Genomic DNA, 19,573 nt, shown 5'->3' on the forward strand with positions numbered 1-19,573 from the left:
TACCATAGTTTATCCACTTTGACGATATATATAGTCTTTACCCGAAAGTGCCAAGAAAACACATTAAAAAGAGGATAAAAAAAAAGACAGCGATTAACCGCTGTCTTAGATATTGGATGCTTGTTGCAACGGAAAATCCTTCACTACCGTCACGAACTGACCTTCACTAAATGGATAGCCAGACTTTGTGATCTTCACTTTGACGATTTCACCGACCATTTCATCCGAAGCCGGAAAGACGATTTTCATGTAATTATCGGAGTAGCCCTCATAAAGGCCATTTTCCAACTTCGTTTCAGGAATGACTTCCAGAACTTCCCCCTCGAATCGGGAGGCATACTCTTTTGCCAGCTGATCCGACAACGCGATAAGGCGGTGGACGCGTTCATTTTTGATATCTTCATCCACTTGATCTTCCATACGGGCAGCCGGAGTCCCTGTCCGTTTTGAATATGGGAAAACATGAAGTTCGGAGAATTTATATTTTTCTATAAAGTTATATGTCTCCATGAATTCTTCTTCGGTTTCACCTGGGAAACCTACGATGACATCAGAGGTAACAGCAAGACCCGGAAGTGCAATTTTCAACTTTTCGATTCGATCACCGAAGAAATCCATCGTATATTTACGTCTCATCCGTTTTAGAACTGTATCGGAACCCGATTGGATTGGTATATGCAAATGACGTACCACTTTTTTCGAATTCGTCAGCACTTCAATGATTTCATCTGTAATTTGGCTGGCTTCAATGGATGAAATACGGATACGCTTCAACCCATCGACTTTTTCCAAGTCCCGCAGCAGCATCGCCAAATTATAGTCTTTTAAATCATCTCCGTAGCCGCCAGTATGAATTCCGGTGAGGACTAGCTCTTTATAGCCTGCCTCGACAAGCTGTTCAGCTTGGTGAATGACTTCTTTTGGATCGCGGGAACGCATCAAGCCACGAGCCCAAGGGATGATGCAGAAAGTGCAGAAATTATTGCAACCTTCCTGAATCTTAAGTGAAGCGCGTGTACGGTCTGTAAAAGCAGGTACATCCAACTCTTCGTAGACACGGTTTTTCATGATATTTCCTACGGCATTGATTGGTTCACGTTCCACCTTGAATTGCTCAATGTAATCAAGGAGTTTAACCCTGTCTTGTGTTCCTACAACAATATCCACACCTGGTATGGCCATGATTTCTGCCGGCGACGTCTGTGCATAACATCCCGTTACCGCTATGACGGCATTCGGGTTCTTACGAATGGCACGACGGATGACCTGACGGCTTTTCTTATCGCCAGTGTTTGTCACCGTGCATGTGTTGATGACATATACATCTGATGCATTTTCAAACTCAACACGATCATATCCCCCAGTTTTGAATAATTGCCATATAGCCTCTGTTTCATAATGATTCACTTTACAGCCTAATGTATGGAAAGCGACCGTTGCCATTTTTCATCACCTCAAAAGTTCTACATGATAAGAAACAGCGGAAAGTGCATATAAAGGTGCTGTTTCAGTTCTTAATATTCTTGGTCCAAGACCGCAAGCCATAAAACCGGCATCAGTCAGTTTTTCAATTTCCTTATCTGCTAAACCACCTTCAGGCCCAAATACGAATAGGATGGATTGCCCAGCGGTAATATCTTTCAAGACAGAAGCGAGTACAGAAGTTTCCCCCCGTTTTGCCTCTTCTTCAAAAGCGATTAATTTATGATCGAAACCGGAAGCATACCCAGCTAGCTGATCTGCAGTCATCGGTTCCTTGATGGCAGGGATAACCGTGCGGTGGGATTGCTCAGCCGCCTCTTTTGAAATCTTCTGGAGTCTCTCCAATTTCTTACCTACCTTTTTGTGGTCCCATTTTACCACCGAACGAGCAGCAATAAAAGGGATAAATTCAACGGCACCCAGTTCAGTACCCTTTTGAACGATATATTCCAACTTATCCCCTTTAGGCAGACCGCTCGCTATCACAACCTTTACAGGAAGTTCCTTTTCTTCATTCTTCCATTCGGTAACTGTCCCTATAACAGCATCATCAGTAATTTCCGAAATTTCCGCGATAGCTGTCATGCCATTACCTTTCACCGTGATGATCCGTTCCCCTGGTCCCATTCTCATCACCCTGGCGATATGGTGAAAATCATCGCCTGATATCTTCACCGTGTTTCCATTGATGTCTACTTCGTTAAGAAAATACCGCTGCACACTGCCACCCACTTCGTCTAGTCTAAAAAACTCACAGGCTAACAGTCAGGAATCCAGAATGCAAGCCGTGCAAAGATTCAAGCTAAAAAAAGGTACTCTGACTATCAAAAAACCCGATAATCAGAGTAACTTTTTCAATTAATCATTTCTTTTCGCGATTATTGCCACCCAATCTTCCATCAAGATCGTTTCCTCAACGGTGAATCCAGATGCTATAATCGCTTCCTTCACATCTTGTTTCTTAGTTTGAATGATTCCGGAAGCGATGAAATATCCGCCAGGTTTAACCACTTTCGCTACATCATCCGTAAAACGCATGATCACTTCGGCAAGAATATTTGCGACGACGATATCCGCTTGTTCATTCACACCATCCAGTAAATTGCCTTGTGAAACTGACACTTTATCCTGCACGTTATTCAGTTCCACATTTTGTTTGGCTGACTGTACTGCCACTTCATCCAAATCAAGGGACTGAATCCGTTTTGAGTCCAATAATGCAGCTGCAATACTCAGAACACCAGAACCAGTTCCTACATCAACCACTAAATCCCCAGGCTGTACTGTACGCTCCAGCGCTTGGATGCACATGACCGTCGTCGGGTGTGTACCCGTTCCGAAGGCCATGCCTGGATCAAGTTCAATGATCAATTCGTCACTGCTTACTGGAGTGTAGTCTTCCCATGTTGGCACGATGGTAAAACGTTCTGATATCTTGACAGGGTTATAATACTTTTTCCAAGCCGTCGCCCACTCTTCTTCATTCACTTCACTAATTGAAACAACATTTTTCCCAAGGTCTATATCGAAAAGAAGGAGATTATTGATTGATTCCTTAATAGCATCAATGGTATCGCCAAGGAAACTGTTAACAGGCAGATAAGCTTTAATGACTACACCTTCATCCGGATAATCATCTGGGTTTAAGTGGTAGATCTCGCCAAAAACATTTTCTCGTTCCTTGACTAATTCTAGAGGATCCTCAATGACAACACCACTCGCACCTGCCTCATGAAGAATATTCGAAACAGGTTCAACCGCTTCATTCGTTGTTTGGATTGCAAATTCAGACCACTTCATAATCTACCAACTCCCAATTTGTTCTTTTACTTTTATTCACCTATCTTTAAAAGCACGCTTTACTTTTGAGAAAAAGCCATCATCATGTTCATCTACACCTTGTCCGCTGATATCACTGAACTCACGAAGCAGGTCCTTTTGTTTTTCCGTTAATTTCTTAGGCGTGACAACTAATACGACCACATGCTGATCTCCTTGGCCATATCCTCTGACATTCGGAACCCCTTTGCCTTTTAAACGGAAACGAGTGCTTGTTTGTGTACCTGCAGGAATCTTCAGTTTCACTTTTCCATGAAGCGTCGGAACTTCTATTTCATCCCCTAATGCTGCCTGGGCAAAAGTAACCGGCATTTCACAATAAATATCATCGCCATCCCGCTCAAAGAATTCATGGCTGCGCACATGGAAGACTACATATAGGTCTCCTGCCGGACCGCCATTGATTCCTGGCTCTCCTTGGCCGGTTACACGCAACTGCTGGCCATCATCAATTCCTGCTGGCACCTTGACTTGGATCTTTTTACGTTTTTGGACTTTTCCGTCACCGCCGCATGTTGAACATTTATTAGGAATGATTTTTCCTGTTCCTTGACAATGGTGACATGCTCTCCGGTTCACAATCCTTCCGAACGCTGTGTTTTGTTCAACATTCAATTGACCGGTTCCATGGCAATGTGAACAGTTTTCCACTTTTGTACCTGGTTTGGCACCGGATCCTTTACAAGTATCACAATTCTCTTCACGCGGAATTTCGATCTCAGTATCTTTTCCGAATGCAGCCTCTTCAAAAGATAGCGTCATCGTATACTGTAAATCCGCCCCTTGACGCGGTGCATTAGGATCTCTCCTGCGTCCGCCGCCACCAAAAAAGCTACTGAAAATATCTTCAAAACCGCCGAAACCGCCAAAGTCCTGACCGCCAAAGCCTTGATTTGGATCTGTGTGTCCGAATTGGTCATAATGGGCCTTTTTCTGTTCGTCACTCAATACTTCGTAAGCTTCCTTGATTTCCTTGAATTTATCCGCAGCATCGTCCGCTTTATTAATATCAGGGTGATATTGTTTGGAGAGCTTTCGATACGCTTTTTTGATTTCATCCTTCGAAGCACTCTTCGAAAGGCCTAACACCTCATAATAATCGCGTTTACTCATATCTAAAATCCACTCCCGATTCGATTCACATAAAGGTAATATTATCACTGAACGAAGATAATAATCAACTAGAAAAGTACAAACGGCTTTAACACATTTTTGCAAATGGTATTGCCAGCGCCAATTTGCACACATTTCCCTTTAAAATCCAACGATTCCCCACCAGTGATTGTGATTGTAACACTTTCCGACAATGATTCCATTCACTGTAAAAAAAGCCAAAGTCAAGATAACCTGACTTTGACTTTTTTACAATGGCAGGCAGAAATACTGCCCAATATATCAGTGTCCCGATTGGGCCACTATTTATTTTTTCTCTTCTTCGTTAACTTCCGTGTATTCAGCATCAACCACATTATCGTCTTTAGCTGACTCGCCAGCACCAGCTTCGCCAGCTTGCTGAGCTTTTGCCGCTTCTTCATAAAGCTTCATAGTCAAAGCTTGAACGATTTCGTTAAGCGCATCTTTTTTCACGCGGATTTCTTCAAGCTCATTTTTCTCGATTGCAGCTTTCAGTTCATCCTTCGCTTCATTCGCTTTTGTTACTTCCGCTTCATCCACTTTACCTTCTAGATCTTTAAGCGTTTTTTCCGTTTGGAAAACTAATTGATCAGCTTCGTTACGAAGTTCGACTTCTTCTTTACGTTGTTTATCGCTATCGGCATTTTCTTCCGCTTCACGTACCATGCGTTCGATCTCTTCATCAGAAAGTCCTGAAGATGATTTGATGGTGATCGCTTGTTCTTTGTTCGTACCAAGATCTTTCGCACGTACGTTCACGATACCGTTTTTATCGATATCGAATGTCACTTCAACTTGTGGAACTCCACGCGGTGCCGGTGGAATGTCACTCAATTGGAAACGACCAAGAGTTTTGTTATCCGCTGACATTGGACGCTCACCTTGAAGGACATGGATATCAACTGCCGTTTGATTATCAGCTGCTGTCGAGAATACTTGTGATTTACTTGTCGGAATCGTAGTATTACGGTCAATTAGTTTCGTGAATACTCCGCCCATCGTTTCAATTCCAAGTGAAAGTGGTGTTACATCAAGAAGGACAACGTCTTTAACATCCCCTGTCAATACGCCACCTTGAATTGCAGCACCCATAGCCACTACTTCATCAGGGTTTACACCTTTGCTTGGTTCTTGACCGATTTCCTTTTTGATCGCTTCAACAACCGCGGGAATACGTGTAGATCCACCAACAAGGATTACTTTGTCGATTTCAGATGCTGAAAGACCAGCATCTTTCAACGCTTGACGAGTTGGTCCCATAGTACGTTCTACAAGTCCTGTAGAAAGCTCATCGAATTTAGCTCTAGTCATCGTTACATCTAAGTGAAGCGGGCCAGCTTCTCCTGCAGTGATGAACGGTAAAGAAATTTGAGTTGAAGTTACGCCGGAAAGATCTTTTTTCGCTTTTTCAGCTGCATCTTTCAAACGTTGAACCGCCATTTTATCTTTTGAAAGGTCGATTCCGTTTTCTTTCTTGAATGCTTCAACTAGGTAATCAATGATGACTTGGTCGAAATCATCCCCACCTAGACGGTTGTCACCAGCTGTGGACTTAACTTCGAAAACGCCGTCTCCAAGTTCCATGATTGAAACGTCAAATGTACCGCCGCCAAGGTCGAATACAAGGATCGTTTGATCTTCTTCCGTTTTATCCAAACCGTATGCAAGAGCTGCAGCTGTCGGTTCGTTGATGATACGTTCCACTTCAAGGCCGGCAATTTGACCAGCATCCTTAGTTGCTTGGCGTTCTGCATCATTGAAGTAAGCAGGAACAGTGATAACCGCTTTAGTAACTTTTTCGCCAAGATACTCTTCAGCGTATGATTTCAAGTATTGAAGGATGATTGCAGAAACTTCTTGAGGTGAGTATTCTTTTCCTTCAATTACTTCTTTATGGTTGGTACCCATATGGCGTTTAATGGAAATGATCGTGTTAGGGTTTGTAATCGCTTGGCGTTTCGCCACTTCCCCTACTTGCCTTTCTCCATTTTTGAATGCCACTACGGATGGAGTTGTACGGTTTCCTTCTGGATTCGGGATTACTTTTGGTTCCCCGCCTTCAAGTACAGATACACAAGAGTTTGTTGTACCTAAGTCAATACCAATAATCTTGCTCATAGTTTCACTACCTCCCAATTATTTATATGTAAAAACTCTATTCGTTCACTTTTACCATTGCAGGTCGAATCACACGGTCTTTAAGGATGTATCCTTTTTGGAATTCCTCGACGACGATGTTCGAACCGAAGTTTTCATCTTGAACTTGCATGACCGCTTGATGCAAACGCGGATCGAACTCTTCACCAACCGAACTGATCGGTTCGATGCCTTCTTTAGTCAATGCATCAGTAATCGCTTTATAGACCATTTCCATGCCGGATAGCAAGGATTTTGTCTGCTCATTATCCGCTTCGATTTTTGTAGCTCTTTCAAAATTATCAAGAGCCTCCACCAAATCACTAGCAATACTTTGAACTCTATATTTTTGAGCCGCCTCCATATCAAGCTTGGCACGGCGTCTTGAATTATCAAAATCGGCCTGCAGACGAAGATAACGGTTATCCATTTCTTCGATTTTCGCCTCAAGTTCGGCAATCTTTTCTTGAGCCAATTGAAGTTCATCTTTTTCAACCTGACCATGGTTTTCTTCCGCTGGAATTTCTTCTTCAGCGAAAACTGCTTCTGCAGCGCTTTCCTCGATTGTTTCATTTTCCAATGTTTGTTCTTCGTTTTTATTTTCTGTCACAATCTCACCTCCCTAAAAGGGTTATACAATTTATGCTAAAGTAATATGCCAGGCCGCGGAAAATACTCCTCCGCCACCTTAACAATATTACCTTTGCTACTATTTTTGATACAGTTTTGTCATCAGGGCCGTTAAATCTTTCGAGAAAAACGAAAGCAAACTGATCACTCTCGAATATTCCATTCTCGTTGGACCCAATATGGCCAATGTGCCAACTTGCTCCTGCCCGATTGAGTAGGTTGCCGTAATCAAACTGCAGTCATCGAGCACTGTGTTTTGATTTTCACGGCCGATTTTGACGTGGATGCCCGATGGATTTTGGGTAATAAGTTCATAAAATCCCTGTTCCTGCTCAATCATCGATAAAAGCGTGCTTACTTTAGCAATATCATGGAACTCCGGCTGCCTTAGCATATTCGTTTTCCCGCCGAAAAATATTTTTTCGGGCTTTGTGTCCGTCAGGGTCTCCGCAAGGACCGAGACCATCGATCCATAGTTATGAATGTGGCGGCTCAATAGAACTGCAACTTCCTTATAGATCTTATCCTTTAGATCAACTAGCGGAACATCGACCAAGCGGGAATTCAATATGTTCACCATCTTTTCAATTTCATTTATATCAAAAGAAGGCGGTAAGGAAATCATTCGATTTTCCACATGACCTGTATCCGTAATAATGATGGCTATTGCCGTTTCAGGACTTAAAGGAATGATCTGAATTTTTTTCAGCTTATGCTCATTCACTTTTGGCCCGAGTACAATCGCCGTATAATTCGTCAGTTCCGAAAGTATTTTCGCTGACTTCTGAACGATCTTTTCCAATTCATAAATTCGTTCTACAAAAACGGATTTTAATATCTTCATTTCATTCTTTTTCGGAGCTTGAGGAGAAAGTAAATGATCCACATAATATCTATACCCTTTTTCAGAAGGGATCCTACCGGAAGAAGTATGGGTTTTTTCTAAAAATCCCATTTCTTCTAGATCAGACATTTCGTTGCGAATTGTGGCAGAGCTGAACGTAATTTCATTTTTCTTCGACAAGCTTCGTGACCCGACTGGCTGGGCAGAATGGATGAAATCCTCGATTATCACTTGTAGAATCAATAATTGACGATCAGTTAGCATGTATGATCACCTCTGTTAGCACTCTGTCTCATCGAGTGCTAATATACTAATAAATTATCAAATGAAGCTTATGATGTCAACAATGAAAACCGCTAATTCATCGTTAAAATAACATAGATTTCCTTCAGTCGGAATCAATAACGCCTAAAAATGATTGGAACACTTCATTTCCCAGCAGTTTGCCCCTCTCAGTCAAGCGCACAAACCCGCCTTCCACCTTTAGCAGACCCTTTACCGACCCTTCTTCGAGCGGTTTCCTGAAAATCTCCGTCATTTCAACAAAAAATTTATTCTTAAAGATTTCCAATGAGACTCCTTCCGTTTTCCGGAGCCCCAAAAACATCTCCTCTTCCATCCGTTCATGAAGCGGTACCGGGTGTTCTTCCAACACAGGCAGCTCGTTCGCCAGCAATGGCGTGATATATTTCTTCACAGGCCCATGATTGGCCACCCTTTTACCTCCAGTATAGCCATGTGCACCTGCACCAATCCCATAATACTCCACATTATCCCAATATGTCAGGTTGTGCCTGCTTTCAAACCCAGCCCGGGCAAAATTACTGATTTCATATTGATGCAGACTATGCTTCTCCATCTCTTCCATCAGCCTCTCATACATCGAAGCCTCGATCTCCTGCGGCGGCAGGTTTAATTTACCCCTTCGCATCTGATTATAAAAAACCGTCTTCGGCTCAACGATCAACGAGTAGCTGGAATAGTGCGGCAATTGAAGGGCGATCGCTTTATCCAGCGTATCCTTGAAATCTTCCATCGTTTGGCCCGGCAATCCATAAATCAAGTCGATGCTTATATTCGTAAAGCCAACCTCTTGGGCCAAATGAATCGTTTCATATACTTCAGAGGCCCGGTGAGTCCGGCCAATTCGTTTTAATAATTCATCATTGAAGCTTTGCACTCCAAAGCTAAGTCTATTGACCCCCGAATCATAAAGTATCTCGAGTTTTTCCCTCGAAAGATCCCCTGGATTGGCTTCGAATGTATATTCAGCCTTTTTAGGATCAAAGGGCAGGGTTTCATTGATTGCTTCACATAAGAATGCAAGCTGCTTTTCATCTAGAGAGGTCGGTGTCCCTCCACCGACGAAAACCGTCTCCAAACCTGCAGTCGGGTATTTGGAAAGCTGCATCACCATTTCCCTTTTCATCATCTGTAAATATTCGTCAACCGGCTGTCCCTGCAAAAATACTTTATTGAAATCACAATAATGACAAATATGTTCACAAAATGGTATATGGAGGTAGGCGCTTTTGATCATTGTGTTCACAACCTTTTAATCGAATGAGTCGATAGAAAAAGAGGCTAGATCTCCTCTACCCTCTTTTTTCTAACTATCGTTTATTTTATTTATTTTTTGGGTGTCGTATCATCCATTTTCAAAACAGCCATGAAAGCTTCTTGCGGAACTTCAACTGAACCTACTTGTTTCATCCGCTTTTTACCTTCTTTCTGTTTTTCGAGCAACTTACGTTTACGGGAAATATCGCCGCCGTAACATTTAGCCAATACGTTTTTGCGCATTGCACTAATCGAAGAACGGGCTATGATTTTTTGCCCGATTGCCGCTTGGATCGGCACTTCAAATTGTTGTCTTGGAATCAATTTCTTCAATTTTTCAACAATGACTTTACCGCGTTCATAAGCAAAGTCCTTATGAACGATGAAACTTAAAGCATCGACTGTTTCAGAATTCAATAAGATATCCATCTTCACAAGCTTGGACGGTTTATAGCCGATCAACTCATAATCGAATGAAGCATAGCCTCTTGTATTGGATTTCAATTGATCGAAGAAATCATACACGATTTCCGATAATGGAATTTCGTAATGAATGCTCACACGAGTCTCATCGATATATTCCATATCAATGAAGTTACCGCGTTTATTTTGACAGATTTCCATGATCGTCCCAACAAACTCAGTCGGTGCCATCATCGTTGCTTTGACATATGGCTCCTCGACCCGTTCGATTTTTTGAGCATCAGGCATATTAGACGGGTTATCCACTTTCAGGACCGTTCCGTCTGTTTGGACCACATCATAAATAACACTAGGTGCAGTGGTGATCAGATCGATTTTGAATTCACGTTCAATCCGTTCCTGGATAATTTCCATATGAAGAAGTCCAAGGAATCCGCAACGGAAACCGAAGCCCAATGCTTGCGATGATTCCGCTTCGAACTGAAGCGCTGAATCGTTCAATTCCAATTTCTCCAATGCATCCCGTAAATCATTGAATTTCGATGCGTCAATCGGGTATAAACCGCAATATACCATCGGATTCATCTTCCTGTAACCCGGCAATGGTTCTGTCGCACTGTTCACGGCACTTGTAATCGTATCACCAACAGTCGTATCACCAACGTTTTTAATGGATGCCGTAAGGAAACCTACATCACCGACGTTCAGTTCATCCAACAGCTGTGTCTTAGGGTTGAAGACACCCAATTCGGTAACATCGAATTCCTTGCCTGTGGACATCATTTTGATTTTGTCGCCCACTTTGACGGAACCCTCGACAACACGGATATAGGCAACTACACCCCGGTACGCATCAAACAGTGAATCGAAAATAAGCGCCTTGAAAGGAGCATCCGGATCACCTTGTGGAGCTGGAACCAATTCAACGACCTGTTCCAAAATCTCCTCGATTCCGATTCCGGCTTTAGCCGAAGCCAAGACTGCATCGGAAGCATCCAATCCGATCACTTCCTCGATTTCTCCACGCACCCGTTCCGGATCTGCACTCGGCAAATCAATTTTATTGATGACCGGAATGATTTCAAGGTTGTTGTCCAAAGCTAAATACACATTTGCAAGCGTTTGGGCCTCAATACCTTGTGCCGCATCGACAACAAGGACAGCGCCTTCACACGCTGCAAGGCTTCGTGACACTTCATACGTAAAATCGACATGTCCCGGTGTATCAATAAGATGGAAGATATATTCTTCTCCATCTTTCGCGTTATATTTCAATTGAATCGCATTCAATTTAATCGTAATTCCGCGCTCACGCTCTAAATCCATGGAATCCAACAGCTGACTCTTCATTTCACGCTGAGTCATGGCGTTCGTTTTTTCAATGATACGATCCGCCAATGTAGATTTACCATGATCAATATGAGCGATGATGGAAAAGTTACGAATTTTTGATTGTCTTTTTAATTTTTCTTCTCTATTCATGACGTTCACTCCCACTAGTCGACACAATACACTATTTTTTATTATATCAATAGAAAATGCAAGATTCAACAGAATAGTTACAAAAGAAGCATCATTGCAGGGCAAAGGATAAAAAAAGGCTGCATTCCGGATTCGGATGCAGCCTTTTGGCAGGGCACACTCAACTTATTACATACCTAAATCATATCAATTAGTGCTTGAAAGGCCCCTGATATGGACTCTCCCAGCGTTTTGCCTATTGATGAAAAAAAGTTGAAGGCTTTCATTTCTTCAAGTTTTTCTTTTTTCGTCTCCAAATCATGACTTGTTACTTTTTCGCCAAGGATATCCGCTTCCATCTCCCCTTGGTCCGATTGGTTAATCATGAATGCACTATTCAAAGAGGGATCTTCATACCCCTTCATTTTTTTCATCCCGTCGTTCGCTTGCTGCATCCCAATCAGAACACCTAAAAATAATACGAGCACGATCCCTGTACATTTCAACCAAAATCGAACCATGATAAGAGAACTCCTTTCAAATTACCTCGCTTCCGAATCCCCGGTCGGGTTATCCACTGCTTTGGCATCCCAGTAAAATTCACTGAAAACATCGGTAAAGGCATCAACGGTCAAGTACATTTCCTCAAAAGTATTATCAACACCGCCAACTTCAATAAGCATGGCATTGCCTGATAAATCTTGATTATATATACCATTATGGCTAGATCCGCCTTGTTTCATAACCCCTCGTGAAATACCTGGGTATTTTTTCTCCAATGCTTTATGAAGCTTATTGGCAAGCGCCGCATTTTTTTCAAAGTTCGGGTTATTACCCCCGATTACGAAGGCGATTTTGGCATACTCTTTACCTTTAATCGTAATTGTCGTATCTTTTTTCCGCTTTGAATCGCGGTGAATATCAATCAGATATTCTAAATCTTTATTATTGGCCAATGCCGTCTGAACAGAACTTCGGGATTCTTGATAGGATTTGGCAAAATTCAAGCCTTTATTATTCAGATTTCCCATGATATCCGTTTTATCGAGCGAGGAGCCAATCCCTTTATCAGCCAAATCTTCAACCATCCGTTCCCCGAGTTTCGTAATATTGATTTTAGAATGGTAGGCCAAGTCCGGATTTGTCACACCTTTTAAATATGGAAGATATGACTCCCGATTATGGCTATGGTAAATCTCGACCACTTTCCGTCCATTGGTCGTTTGTTTCGGCTGATTGGCCGCTCCTTTTTCCGGTTCTTCAATCTCATCCAGGTTTTGCAGGGATGCATCCCTTTCTTCATTCAGGACGTCTACCGGCGGCGAGGATTCATATGGCATATTCGTATAATTCGTTCCTTCCCCAGCAACGAGGATCTCATTATCAAAAATTGAAAAGCCAGGTAGTTCCCTGCCAAGTAAACTTCGCGGGTCCTCGAGTGAAATGTTTGTCGAGACTTTTATCAATTGATTCGTGATCACCGATTCCTGCTTACCTTCCGGCAGGGCATTAAAAAGATAATGGTTTTCATTGGCCAGCATCGAGAACAGCATTTTTCCCGAGAATTGGTTGGCTACAGTATGTACGGAATTAGAAGATATCCGATACTCCGGTCTTAGGGAGGTCATGACCCCACTGACTGAAAAAACAAAAAGAAGCAAGGCGAGAATACCTAGAAAAGTTTTTATTATTGTTGATCCGTGAACGGCTGTAATGATTCCTGGGGAATTTCTTCTTTTCATCCTTCCACCCTCTCTATAGCTTGTCTATTAATACCTATGACTTTGCTAGAAAGGGTAGAACACCATTTTTGGGCACTGAAAATGATTTAACGGGTGTAGTAGCCGGTATTATCCTGATTTATTGAATGATGCAAGGCTGCATTTAAACCATTGGCTATTAAATTGGCCATATCCTCAATGAAAACATCGACTTCTTTCGGTGTAACCATTAAATTTTGACCAAGCGGTGACAGTACTTCATAAATCAATTTCCGTTTCTCTTCATCAGGGAGGACACCTATCATTCCTAAGAAGGTTTGGCGCTCCTTTTCACCTGGCATATCCTCTTCGGTCAACTTCGTGCGTTTCCCAAAACTGAATCCAGCGGGTGCCAGCGATCGTGATGGTCTGTCCCCTTCATTCAGTTCCTTGCCAAAGTGCTTCAAAATATAATCTATCGTATCGCTGGCAATTGATACGGCATCCACGACGGTAGGTATTCCAATTGCTATAACAGGAACTCCCAGTGTATCCTGGCTTAATTCTTTTCGTTTATTTCCAACACCAGACCCTGGATGGATGCCTGTATCCGTAATTTGAATCGTGGAATTCACCCGTTCGATCGAACGGGCAGCCAATGCGTCAACGACGATCAGGAAATCAGGATTACTTTTTTCGATGACTCCTTTAATGATGTCACTCGTCTCGATTCCCGTAATCCCCATCACCCCGGGGGAAATCGCACTGACCGGCCGATAGCCTTCCTTGACGGACTCCGGCTGCAATTCGAACAAATGTCTTGTGACTACAAGGTTCTCAACGACTGCTGGTCCAAGAGCATCGGGAGTAACATTCCAATTACCAAGACCTACAACCAAACAACTGCTTTCTTTGGTGATTTTATTCCGTTTCAAGAAGTAAGCCAGTTCGTTGGCGAACACCTTTTCCACCCGTTGCTGCGTTTCCGTATCCTGCTGGCGGATGCCCTGCACTTCGATGGTCAAATAACTGCCCTGTTTCTTACCGATTTCTTTTTCACCCTCAGCCGTGACCTCGACCAAGGATACCTTCAGATCATCCACTTCTTTTTCCTTAATAATGACCCCTTCGATACGGGATACATCAACTTCCTCTACAACACCTTTATGTTCAAGGGCAATTTCCTTTGCCTCTATCGCCAAATCTGTACGAATTCCGTATTCACTAAGGTCCAATTTATTTTCCATAACGGCCTCCTGATGTTTTGAATTGTATCTAATCTAGTATTTTCAATAGTCTCTCTTAAACATTCTGTCATTTTTGCTTTTTTATTATTCATTTTTTTGGTACAATGAGTAATGACGAGATGAATTTATTCCCGAAATTATAATTCCTTTTCGATTCTCAATCTGAAGTATTGCATATTTATGAGCAGTCTGATAGAATATCACTTGTGCTATTTGATATGGATTTGAAAAGTCGAGTTCATATAATCTCGATTTCTTTGTAGGAGGTGAACGGAATGCCAAACATTAAATCTGCTATTAAACGTGTGAAAATTAACGACAAAAAACGCGTTCATAACATTACTGTTAGATCAACTATGCGTACTACAGTGAAAAACGCTGAAGTTGCATTAGCTGGTGAAAACGTTGAAGCTGCTAAAGAAGCTCTTTTAACAGCTGCTGTGAAATTAGACAAAGCTGCATCTAAAGGATTAATCCATAAAAATGCGGCAGCCCGTAAAAAATCTCGTTTAGCGAAAAGACTTAACGCTCTTAACGCATAATGACAAAAAATAAACGATCCAATCGGATCGTTTTTTTTGTGCCGTTTTTTATCATCTAATTTTCAAAAGCAGCAGCTCAAGCGTGATTGCCTTATCCGCTTGGCCGGTCTTCATTTTATAATCCGCTTCCGCTAAGTCGTTCATGATGCTCAACAGCTCGCGTTCCTGGAATTTCCCCGTCTTTTCAAGTGCCAGCTTTACCCGGTAAGGGTGCACCTTCAGTTGACCCGCAATTTTTTGCTGGCTATAGCCCTGACGGGAAAGCTCCTTCACTTGATACATGAGCCTGACCTGACCTGCAATGACACTCAAGATCTTGATGGGCTCTTCATTCTGCCTGAGAAGATCGTGCAGTATCGACATGGCACTCTCCATCTTTCGCTGTAACACATGATCAACAAGCGTGAAGATATTCTGTTCCAGGGATTTAGCGACCAGCTTTTCCACTATCTCGACCGTAATGTGTTTATCAGCTTCTGCATAAAGCACCATTTTATCCAGTTCATTCGTCAGCATCATCAGATTCGTTCCTGCAAGTTCAAGTAAAAGCTCTGTTGCCTGCTCATCTATTTGGACTGAAGAAGCTTCGACCCTCTCCTTCACCCACCCCTTTAACTCATGATCACCAAGCTTCTTCGCTTCAACGAGAACCGCCTTACGCTTCAGTTCCTTGGTGATTTTTTTCCGTTCATCCAGTTTCTCATAAGGAGCGGTCAATACGACAATAGAATAAGGGACCGGGTCAGCCAAATACGCTTCCAGTCTTTTCACATTATGTTCAACTCTTGACTTCGTTTTTTCAGCTGTCAAAAAAAATGGGTTTTGCATGAAAACAAGGCGCCTTTCCCCGATAAACGGGAGTGTTTCGACATCTTCAAGCGCAGTTTCAACAGGCGTCTCTTCTAAATCAAATTGAGCAAAGTTAAAATCCATCTCATCTTCGTGAAGGACATTTTCGATCAATAGCTGCTTCGTTTCATTAATTAGATAGGCTTCTGTCCCATATAACAAGTATACTGGCGAGAATTGCCCTTTTTTTATACTTTTCCAAACGTCTAATACCAATAGAATCCGCCTCTTTACTATGTATTCTTCTCTAATGGTATAGGTGGATGGACCATTTGACAAGCTATAATGGGAACTAGCCCTTAAAAAGGGCTAGTTCCGGATCTATATGAACACTTTCAAGAAAGGCCCGGGTAATCTCCCTTGAAAGCGGGTAGAGTATTCATGTAGAACAAAAAATGAGCTTTTCTCTTTCGCTTGCTTTGTTTGTACTTATATTTTGACCTCAAAATCCCAAACTATTTGTGTCAACTCTTGTCAGTAAAGGAAATGAAGGAATGAAGCCTGTAGATTTTTTTTTGGTAATGTTTTATACTATTAGCAGAAATAGGAGGGGTAAATAATGAACGAATTCGAAAAGAATGTTCAGTCAAAAACAGATGACGTCGCTGATTCCGCTATAGGATTCATCGGTTCTTTTGTATTTTTCGCTGCCATGTTCACCATAGCTGTCGTCATTAAAGCTGTCGGATCCTGATTTCTTTAACTACATGCACTTATTTTTCCTGTTGGAGGCTGCCGCTGCAGTCTCTTTCTTTTTGATTTTCTACATACTATGGGAATGTCTTCCGAAAGGTTCCACTGCTTTTGTAATACTTGTAAATAATAGAGCCATCCTCGTCCGTCCTGAACACCTTTATGCCACTTGTCTCAAGATTCCCAATTACGTCTCCATGAGGGTGACCGTAGCCATTATCTTTTCCAACTGAAATAAGCGCCGCTTTCGGCTGTATCTGTTCAAGGAAGGCAATGGAAGAAGAAGTTTTACTGCCATGGTGTCCAACCTTCAAGATATCCGCCTGCAACTGCGGAAATGTGCTCATTAGTTCCTTTTCCCCTTCTTCTCCCATATCACCGGTTAATAACCATGACAATCCCCCAAGCTCCGTGAATAGAACTATGGATGAATCATTCTTATTTTCTTCTTTCCCATAAGGACTTAGCACAGCAAACGGCGCTCCGCCCGCCACCCAATTGTCCCCCCTTCTCAGGACAGTCATTTTCATTTTTTTATCTCTTGCCATGGACACAAAATCCATATCCCTATATTGCTCTTCACTCCAGCCTCCAATGATGATCTCCCCAACTTTAAAATTTTCAATCAATTCTTTTGCACTTCCCATATGATCTGCATCCGGATGGGTTAAAATGAGTTTGTCCAATTGGTGGATCCCCTTACTTTTCAATAATGGAATAATGATATCATCCGCGGTGTTGAACTTCTTTCGCTTTTTTGCCCACGTGTCGATTGGAAATGTAATTTGCCCACCCGTATCGATCAAATAATTGCCGCGATTGAACGGCAGGGTGATTAAAATGGAGTCACCTTGTCCAACGTCGATGATCTGCACTTCACCAAAAGGAGAGAATCTTTGTAAATTATATTGAAAAAGCAAAAGGACAATCATTATTCCGCACCAGATTTTACTTTTTTCAAAAGATACATCCCAAGTCAGGTATAACCCTAAGAGGGAAATAACAAGTAATGCCATCATGATGAAAGGTGGTTTTCCAAACTGAATGGAAGCCAGCGGCAAATCCGATGCTGCATCAGCGGCTTTATTGCAGAGTACGAATGTGAAATTCAATAATGATATGAGGGGTTGCCCCAAGGGAGGCAGTAATAAATGAATAAGGAGGGAAATCAGTGAAAGTGGCAGCAATATGATGGAATAAAGCGGAACATACAATACGTTAAGAAACACGCCAAGAAAGGATACTTCAAAAAAGTGAAAAAGCAAAATCGGAAGGGCTGCCAATTGGCAGATGGAACTGATGATGAATAGCTGCGTTGTTTTCTTAGGATATTGTAAGAAAATGCTTGAAGACATGATAATGGAGAAAGTGACTGCGAATGAAAGCTGAAAACCTATATCATAGATCATATTAGGCCGAAAAAACAATAATGCCATATAGGTCGATCCGATCGCGGCACCCGCCGAGATTCGCTTCTTGAATAGCAGGAGCAGAAAGAAAAGCATAGCCATTAAACAGGATCTCACCACAGATGGACTGGCACCTGAAAGTAACATGTAAACCGGAAGGAAGATTAAGATGGCCACCATCATTCTTTCCCGTGTAATCCCAACCCTGATGCCGAAGTAAAATAACATCCCCGTTAAAAAACTGACATGGAGACCGGAAATCGCCAGTAAATGAACCAGACCCAACCGCTGATAATTAGTAAGGTCGCCTTCATCTATATATGACTGGTCGCCGAATATGAGAGCTGTGACAAAACCGCTCGATTCTTCCGGAAAGTGTTCCCTAATATACGTAATTCCCTTTAGGCGCCAATTACGAATCAAAACTGGAATCGAGTTTCCAGCCTTTTTGCATTCTTCAAATGAAATGGAATCTGCTTTGAATATCCAATGGATGCCATGGCGGAAAAGATAACGTTGGTAATCGAAACTGTTTTCATTCCTGTTTTTGTCGGGAATTTGCAATGTCCCTTCTGCCGGACATGATAAACCGATTCGCAGAAACCGACTCAGCTTTTCCTGTTCCAATTCGGTTGTGATTTTATAACGAAGCACTAGCCGGTCACCTTTCTCACCGCGCACGAATCCTTTTAATGAATTTCCATCTATATTCGGTTGGTCGGTAAAAGTGATGATAAATCGGCTTTCCGTTCCATGATAGGCAGTTTTGTTTCGGTGATCGGAGAAGGAGGCGGCCCCTATAAATATCCCCATGATCACCAAATGAAAACTAAGGGCCTTCACGCTTAACCCCACCGAAAAATAGAGGAAACAGAGAAAAATAAGGATAATGATCAGCAGCCTTATATTTAAAAAAGAATGGGCCGTAACACCAAATGTAGCCGAAACAGCTAGTAAAATAAGATGTCTAGCCATGCCTGCCCCCCGTCTTATTTAATTTTCAAATATTTGATTGGCCTGCTTCTCCAACTCCAATAAATCTTCTTTTCCCAAGTCTGATCGTTCAAGTTGAGCCAGCAATGAGAATACAAAGTCCTTTTTTTGTTTTCCATTAACATCGATGGCCCCTTTTGCTTCAACCTTCTCGGTCTTGACACCAGCCTGTTTGAATAATTCCAGGGCATATGGATGATTTTTGTAATCCTCTGCATAATAAACAGCCTTTATGCCAGCTTGGATGAGTGATTTACAGCACTGAAGACACGGAAAATGCGTCACATATATTTCTGCCCGATCAGTAGGCACCCCAAATTTCGCACATTGTAAAAGTGCATTCATTTCTGCATGTATCGTTCTGACACAATGATTATCAATTACATAACAGCCGTCATCAATACAATGCGTCCCTCCCGCAATGGACCCATTATATCCCCCCGCAATGATTCGGTTGTCCCTGACGATGGTCGCCCCTACAGTGAGGCGTGTACATGTGCTTCTTAAAGCTAATAAATGGCTTTGCGCCATGAAATATTGATCCCAACTAATTCTGTTCATGTTCTATCCCTATCCCCTTACCACTAGAATGATTTTCTTCAATTTTACCTTCTTCCTGGCCATTTGTGTA

At 42.2% G+C, this 19,573-nt stretch carries 17 protein-coding genes; 2 read left to right on the top strand and 15 right to left on the bottom strand.

The features are described 5' to 3' along the window. Positions 1 to 105 precede the first annotated feature (105 nt). The 12 genes from mtaB to gpr all read right to left on the bottom strand — a co-directional run bounded on the left by mtaB (position 106) and on the right by gpr (position 14,456). Positions 106 to 1,443: a tRNA (N(6)-L-threonylcarbamoyladenosine(37)-C(2))-methylthiotransferase MtaB gene (gene mtaB, locus AC3ISB_RS18970; protein WP_098369768.1), complete on the bottom strand. Its 1,338-nt coding sequence runs from the start codon at positions 1,441 to 1,443 to the stop codon at positions 106 to 108. Between the two features lie 6 nt (positions 1,444 to 1,449). Further along, entirely contained in the window at positions 1,450 to 2,202 is a 753-nt protein-coding gene (locus AC3ISB_RS18975) for a 16S rRNA (uracil(1498)-N(3))-methyltransferase (RefSeq protein ID WP_098369767.1), read from the bottom strand. Between the two features lie 138 nt (positions 2,203 to 2,340). Further along, positions 2,341 to 3,282 carry a 50S ribosomal protein L11 methyltransferase gene (gene prmA / locus AC3ISB_RS18980; RefSeq protein ID WP_489273826.1) on the bottom strand — a complete coding sequence of 314 codons (942 nt, stop codon included), beginning with the start codon at positions 3,280 to 3,282 and terminating at the stop codon, positions 2,341 to 2,343. Between the two features lie 36 nt (positions 3,283 to 3,318). Further along, on the bottom strand, positions 3,319 to 4,434 hold the full coding sequence (gene dnaJ / locus AC3ISB_RS18985; protein ID WP_339200319.1) for a molecular chaperone DnaJ: 1,116 nt from the start codon (positions 4,432 to 4,434) through the stop codon (positions 3,319 to 3,321). A gap of 306 nt (positions 4,435 to 4,740) precedes the next feature. Further along, positions 4,741 to 6,573 (bottom strand): molecular chaperone DnaK, encoded by a 1,833-nt coding sequence (gene dnaK / locus AC3ISB_RS18990; RefSeq protein ID WP_098369764.1) that lies wholly within the window; start codon positions 6,571 to 6,573, stop codon positions 4,741 to 4,743. A 37-nt stretch (positions 6,574 to 6,610) separates the two neighbouring features. Continuing rightward, positions 6,611 to 7,201, bottom strand: coding sequence for a nucleotide exchange factor GrpE (grpE, locus tag AC3ISB_RS18995; RefSeq protein ID WP_098369763.1), 591 nt, complete (start codon positions 7,199 to 7,201; stop codon positions 6,611 to 6,613). 99 nt (positions 7,202 to 7,300) lie between these two features. After that, entirely contained in the window at positions 7,301 to 8,329 is a 1,029-nt protein-coding gene (hrcA, locus tag AC3ISB_RS19000) for a heat-inducible transcriptional repressor HrcA (RefSeq protein WP_489273827.1), read from the bottom strand. A 124-nt stretch (positions 8,330 to 8,453) separates the two neighbouring features. Further along, entirely contained in the window at positions 8,454 to 9,605 is a 1,152-nt protein-coding gene (hemW, locus tag AC3ISB_RS19005; RefSeq protein WP_489273828.1) for a radical SAM family heme chaperone HemW, read from the bottom strand. 89 nt (positions 9,606 to 9,694) lie between these two features. Continuing rightward, positions 9,695 to 11,530 (bottom strand): translation elongation factor 4, encoded by a 1,836-nt coding sequence (gene lepA / locus AC3ISB_RS19010; RefSeq protein WP_098369760.1) that lies wholly within the window; start codon positions 11,528 to 11,530, stop codon positions 9,695 to 9,697. A 176-nt stretch (positions 11,531 to 11,706) separates the two neighbouring features. Continuing rightward, complete coding sequence (locus AC3ISB_RS19015; RefSeq protein ID WP_098369759.1) at positions 11,707 to 12,030, bottom strand: YqxA family protein; 324 nt, start codon at positions 12,028 to 12,030, stop codon at positions 11,707 to 11,709. A gap of 21 nt (positions 12,031 to 12,051) precedes the next feature. Beyond that, the gene (gene spoIIP, locus AC3ISB_RS19020) at positions 12,052 to 13,251 is read right to left on the bottom strand and encodes a stage II sporulation protein P (RefSeq protein WP_141994191.1); all 1,200 of its coding nucleotides are present in this window, start codon (positions 13,249 to 13,251) and stop codon (positions 12,052 to 12,054) included. An 86-nt stretch (positions 13,252 to 13,337) separates the two neighbouring features. Continuing rightward, positions 13,338 to 14,456, bottom strand: coding sequence for a GPR endopeptidase (gene gpr, locus AC3ISB_RS19025; RefSeq protein ID WP_098369757.1), 1,119 nt, complete (start codon positions 14,454 to 14,456; stop codon positions 13,338 to 13,340). A 275-nt stretch (positions 14,457 to 14,731) separates the two neighbouring features. Here gpr and rpsT point away from each other — a divergent pair, with 275 nt between their 5' ends. Continuing rightward, on the top strand, positions 14,732 to 14,998 hold the full coding sequence (rpsT, locus tag AC3ISB_RS19030; RefSeq protein WP_034308554.1) for a 30S ribosomal protein S20: 267 nt from the start codon (positions 14,732 to 14,734) through the stop codon (positions 14,996 to 14,998). A gap of 51 nt (positions 14,999 to 15,049) precedes the next feature. On the opposite strand, the gene holA is transcribed toward rpsT, so the two are convergent. Beyond that, entirely contained in the window at positions 15,050 to 16,063 is a 1,014-nt protein-coding gene (gene holA, locus AC3ISB_RS19035; protein ID WP_098369756.1) for a DNA polymerase III subunit delta, read from the bottom strand. A 343-nt stretch (positions 16,064 to 16,406) separates the two neighbouring features. Between holA and AC3ISB_RS19040 the strand changes: the two genes are divergently transcribed. Next, the gene (locus tag AC3ISB_RS19040; RefSeq protein ID WP_034308559.1) at positions 16,407 to 16,541 is read left to right on the top strand and encodes a YqzM family protein; all 135 of its coding nucleotides are present in this window, start codon (positions 16,407 to 16,409) and stop codon (positions 16,539 to 16,541) included. Between the two features lie 76 nt (positions 16,542 to 16,617). Here the strand turns inward: AC3ISB_RS19040 and AC3ISB_RS19045 are convergent, their stop codons facing one another. Both AC3ISB_RS19045 and AC3ISB_RS19050 read right to left on the bottom strand, forming a co-directional pair. After that, positions 16,618 to 18,924 carry a DNA internalization-related competence protein ComEC/Rec2 gene (locus AC3ISB_RS19045; protein ID WP_489273829.1) on the bottom strand — a complete coding sequence of 769 codons (2,307 nt, stop codon included), beginning with the start codon at positions 18,922 to 18,924 and terminating at the stop codon, positions 16,618 to 16,620. Positions 18,925 to 18,942: 18 nt separating this feature from the next. After that, the gene (locus AC3ISB_RS19050; protein WP_098369754.1) at positions 18,943 to 19,503 is read right to left on the bottom strand and encodes a ComE operon protein 2; all 561 of its coding nucleotides are present in this window, start codon (positions 19,501 to 19,503) and stop codon (positions 18,943 to 18,945) included. Between the last annotated feature and the right edge of the window lie 70 nt (positions 19,504 to 19,573).

Source organism: Peribacillus sp. GL_122 (assembly GCF_057835005.1).

Excerpts from the sequence above, each read along its gene's own strand:
- hemW (WP_489273828.1), bottom strand. The coding sequence starts at position 9,605 with ATGATCAAAAGCGCCTACCTCCATATACCATTTTGTGAACATATTTGT.
- lepA (WP_098369760.1), bottom strand. The coding sequence starts at position 11,530 with ATGAATAGAGAAGAAAAATTAAAAAGACAATCAAAAATTCGTAACTTT.
- AC3ISB_RS19015 (WP_098369759.1), bottom strand. The coding sequence starts at position 12,030 with ATGGTTCGATTTTGGTTGAAATGTACAGGGATCGTGCTCGTATTATTT.
- prmA (WP_489273826.1), bottom strand. The coding sequence starts at position 3,282 with ATGAAGTGGTCTGAATTTGCAATCCAAACAACGAATGAAGCGGTTGAA.
- AC3ISB_RS19040 (WP_034308559.1), top strand. The coding sequence starts at position 16,407 with ATGAACGAATTCGAAAAGAATGTTCAGTCAAAAACAGATGACGTCGCT.
- dnaK (WP_098369764.1), bottom strand. The coding sequence starts at position 6,573 with ATGAGCAAGATTATTGGTATTGACTTAGGTACAACAAACTCTTGTGTA.
- AC3ISB_RS19050 (WP_098369754.1), bottom strand. The coding sequence starts at position 19,503 with ATGAACAGAATTAGTTGGGATCAATATTTCATGGCGCAAAGCCATTTA.
- hrcA (WP_489273827.1), bottom strand. The coding sequence starts at position 8,329 with ATGCTAACTGATCGTCAATTATTGATTCTACAAGTGATAATCGAGGAT.
- mtaB (WP_098369768.1), bottom strand. The coding sequence starts at position 1,443 with ATGGCAACGGTCGCTTTCCATACATTAGGCTGTAAAGTGAATCATTAT.
- AC3ISB_RS19045 (WP_489273829.1), bottom strand. The coding sequence starts at position 18,924 with ATGGCTAGACATCTTATTTTACTAGCTGTTTCGGCTACATTTGGTGTT.
- dnaJ (WP_339200319.1), bottom strand. The coding sequence starts at position 4,434 with ATGAGTAAACGCGATTATTATGAGGTGTTAGGCCTTTCGAAGAGTGCT.
- rpsT (WP_034308554.1), top strand. The coding sequence starts at position 14,732 with ATGCCAAACATTAAATCTGCTATTAAACGTGTGAAAATTAACGACAAA.
- gpr (WP_098369757.1), bottom strand. The coding sequence starts at position 14,456 with ATGGAAAATAAATTGGACCTTAGTGAATACGGAATTCGTACAGATTTG.
- spoIIP (WP_141994191.1), bottom strand. The coding sequence starts at position 13,251 with ATGAAAAGAAGAAATTCCCCAGGAATCATTACAGCCGTTCACGGATCA.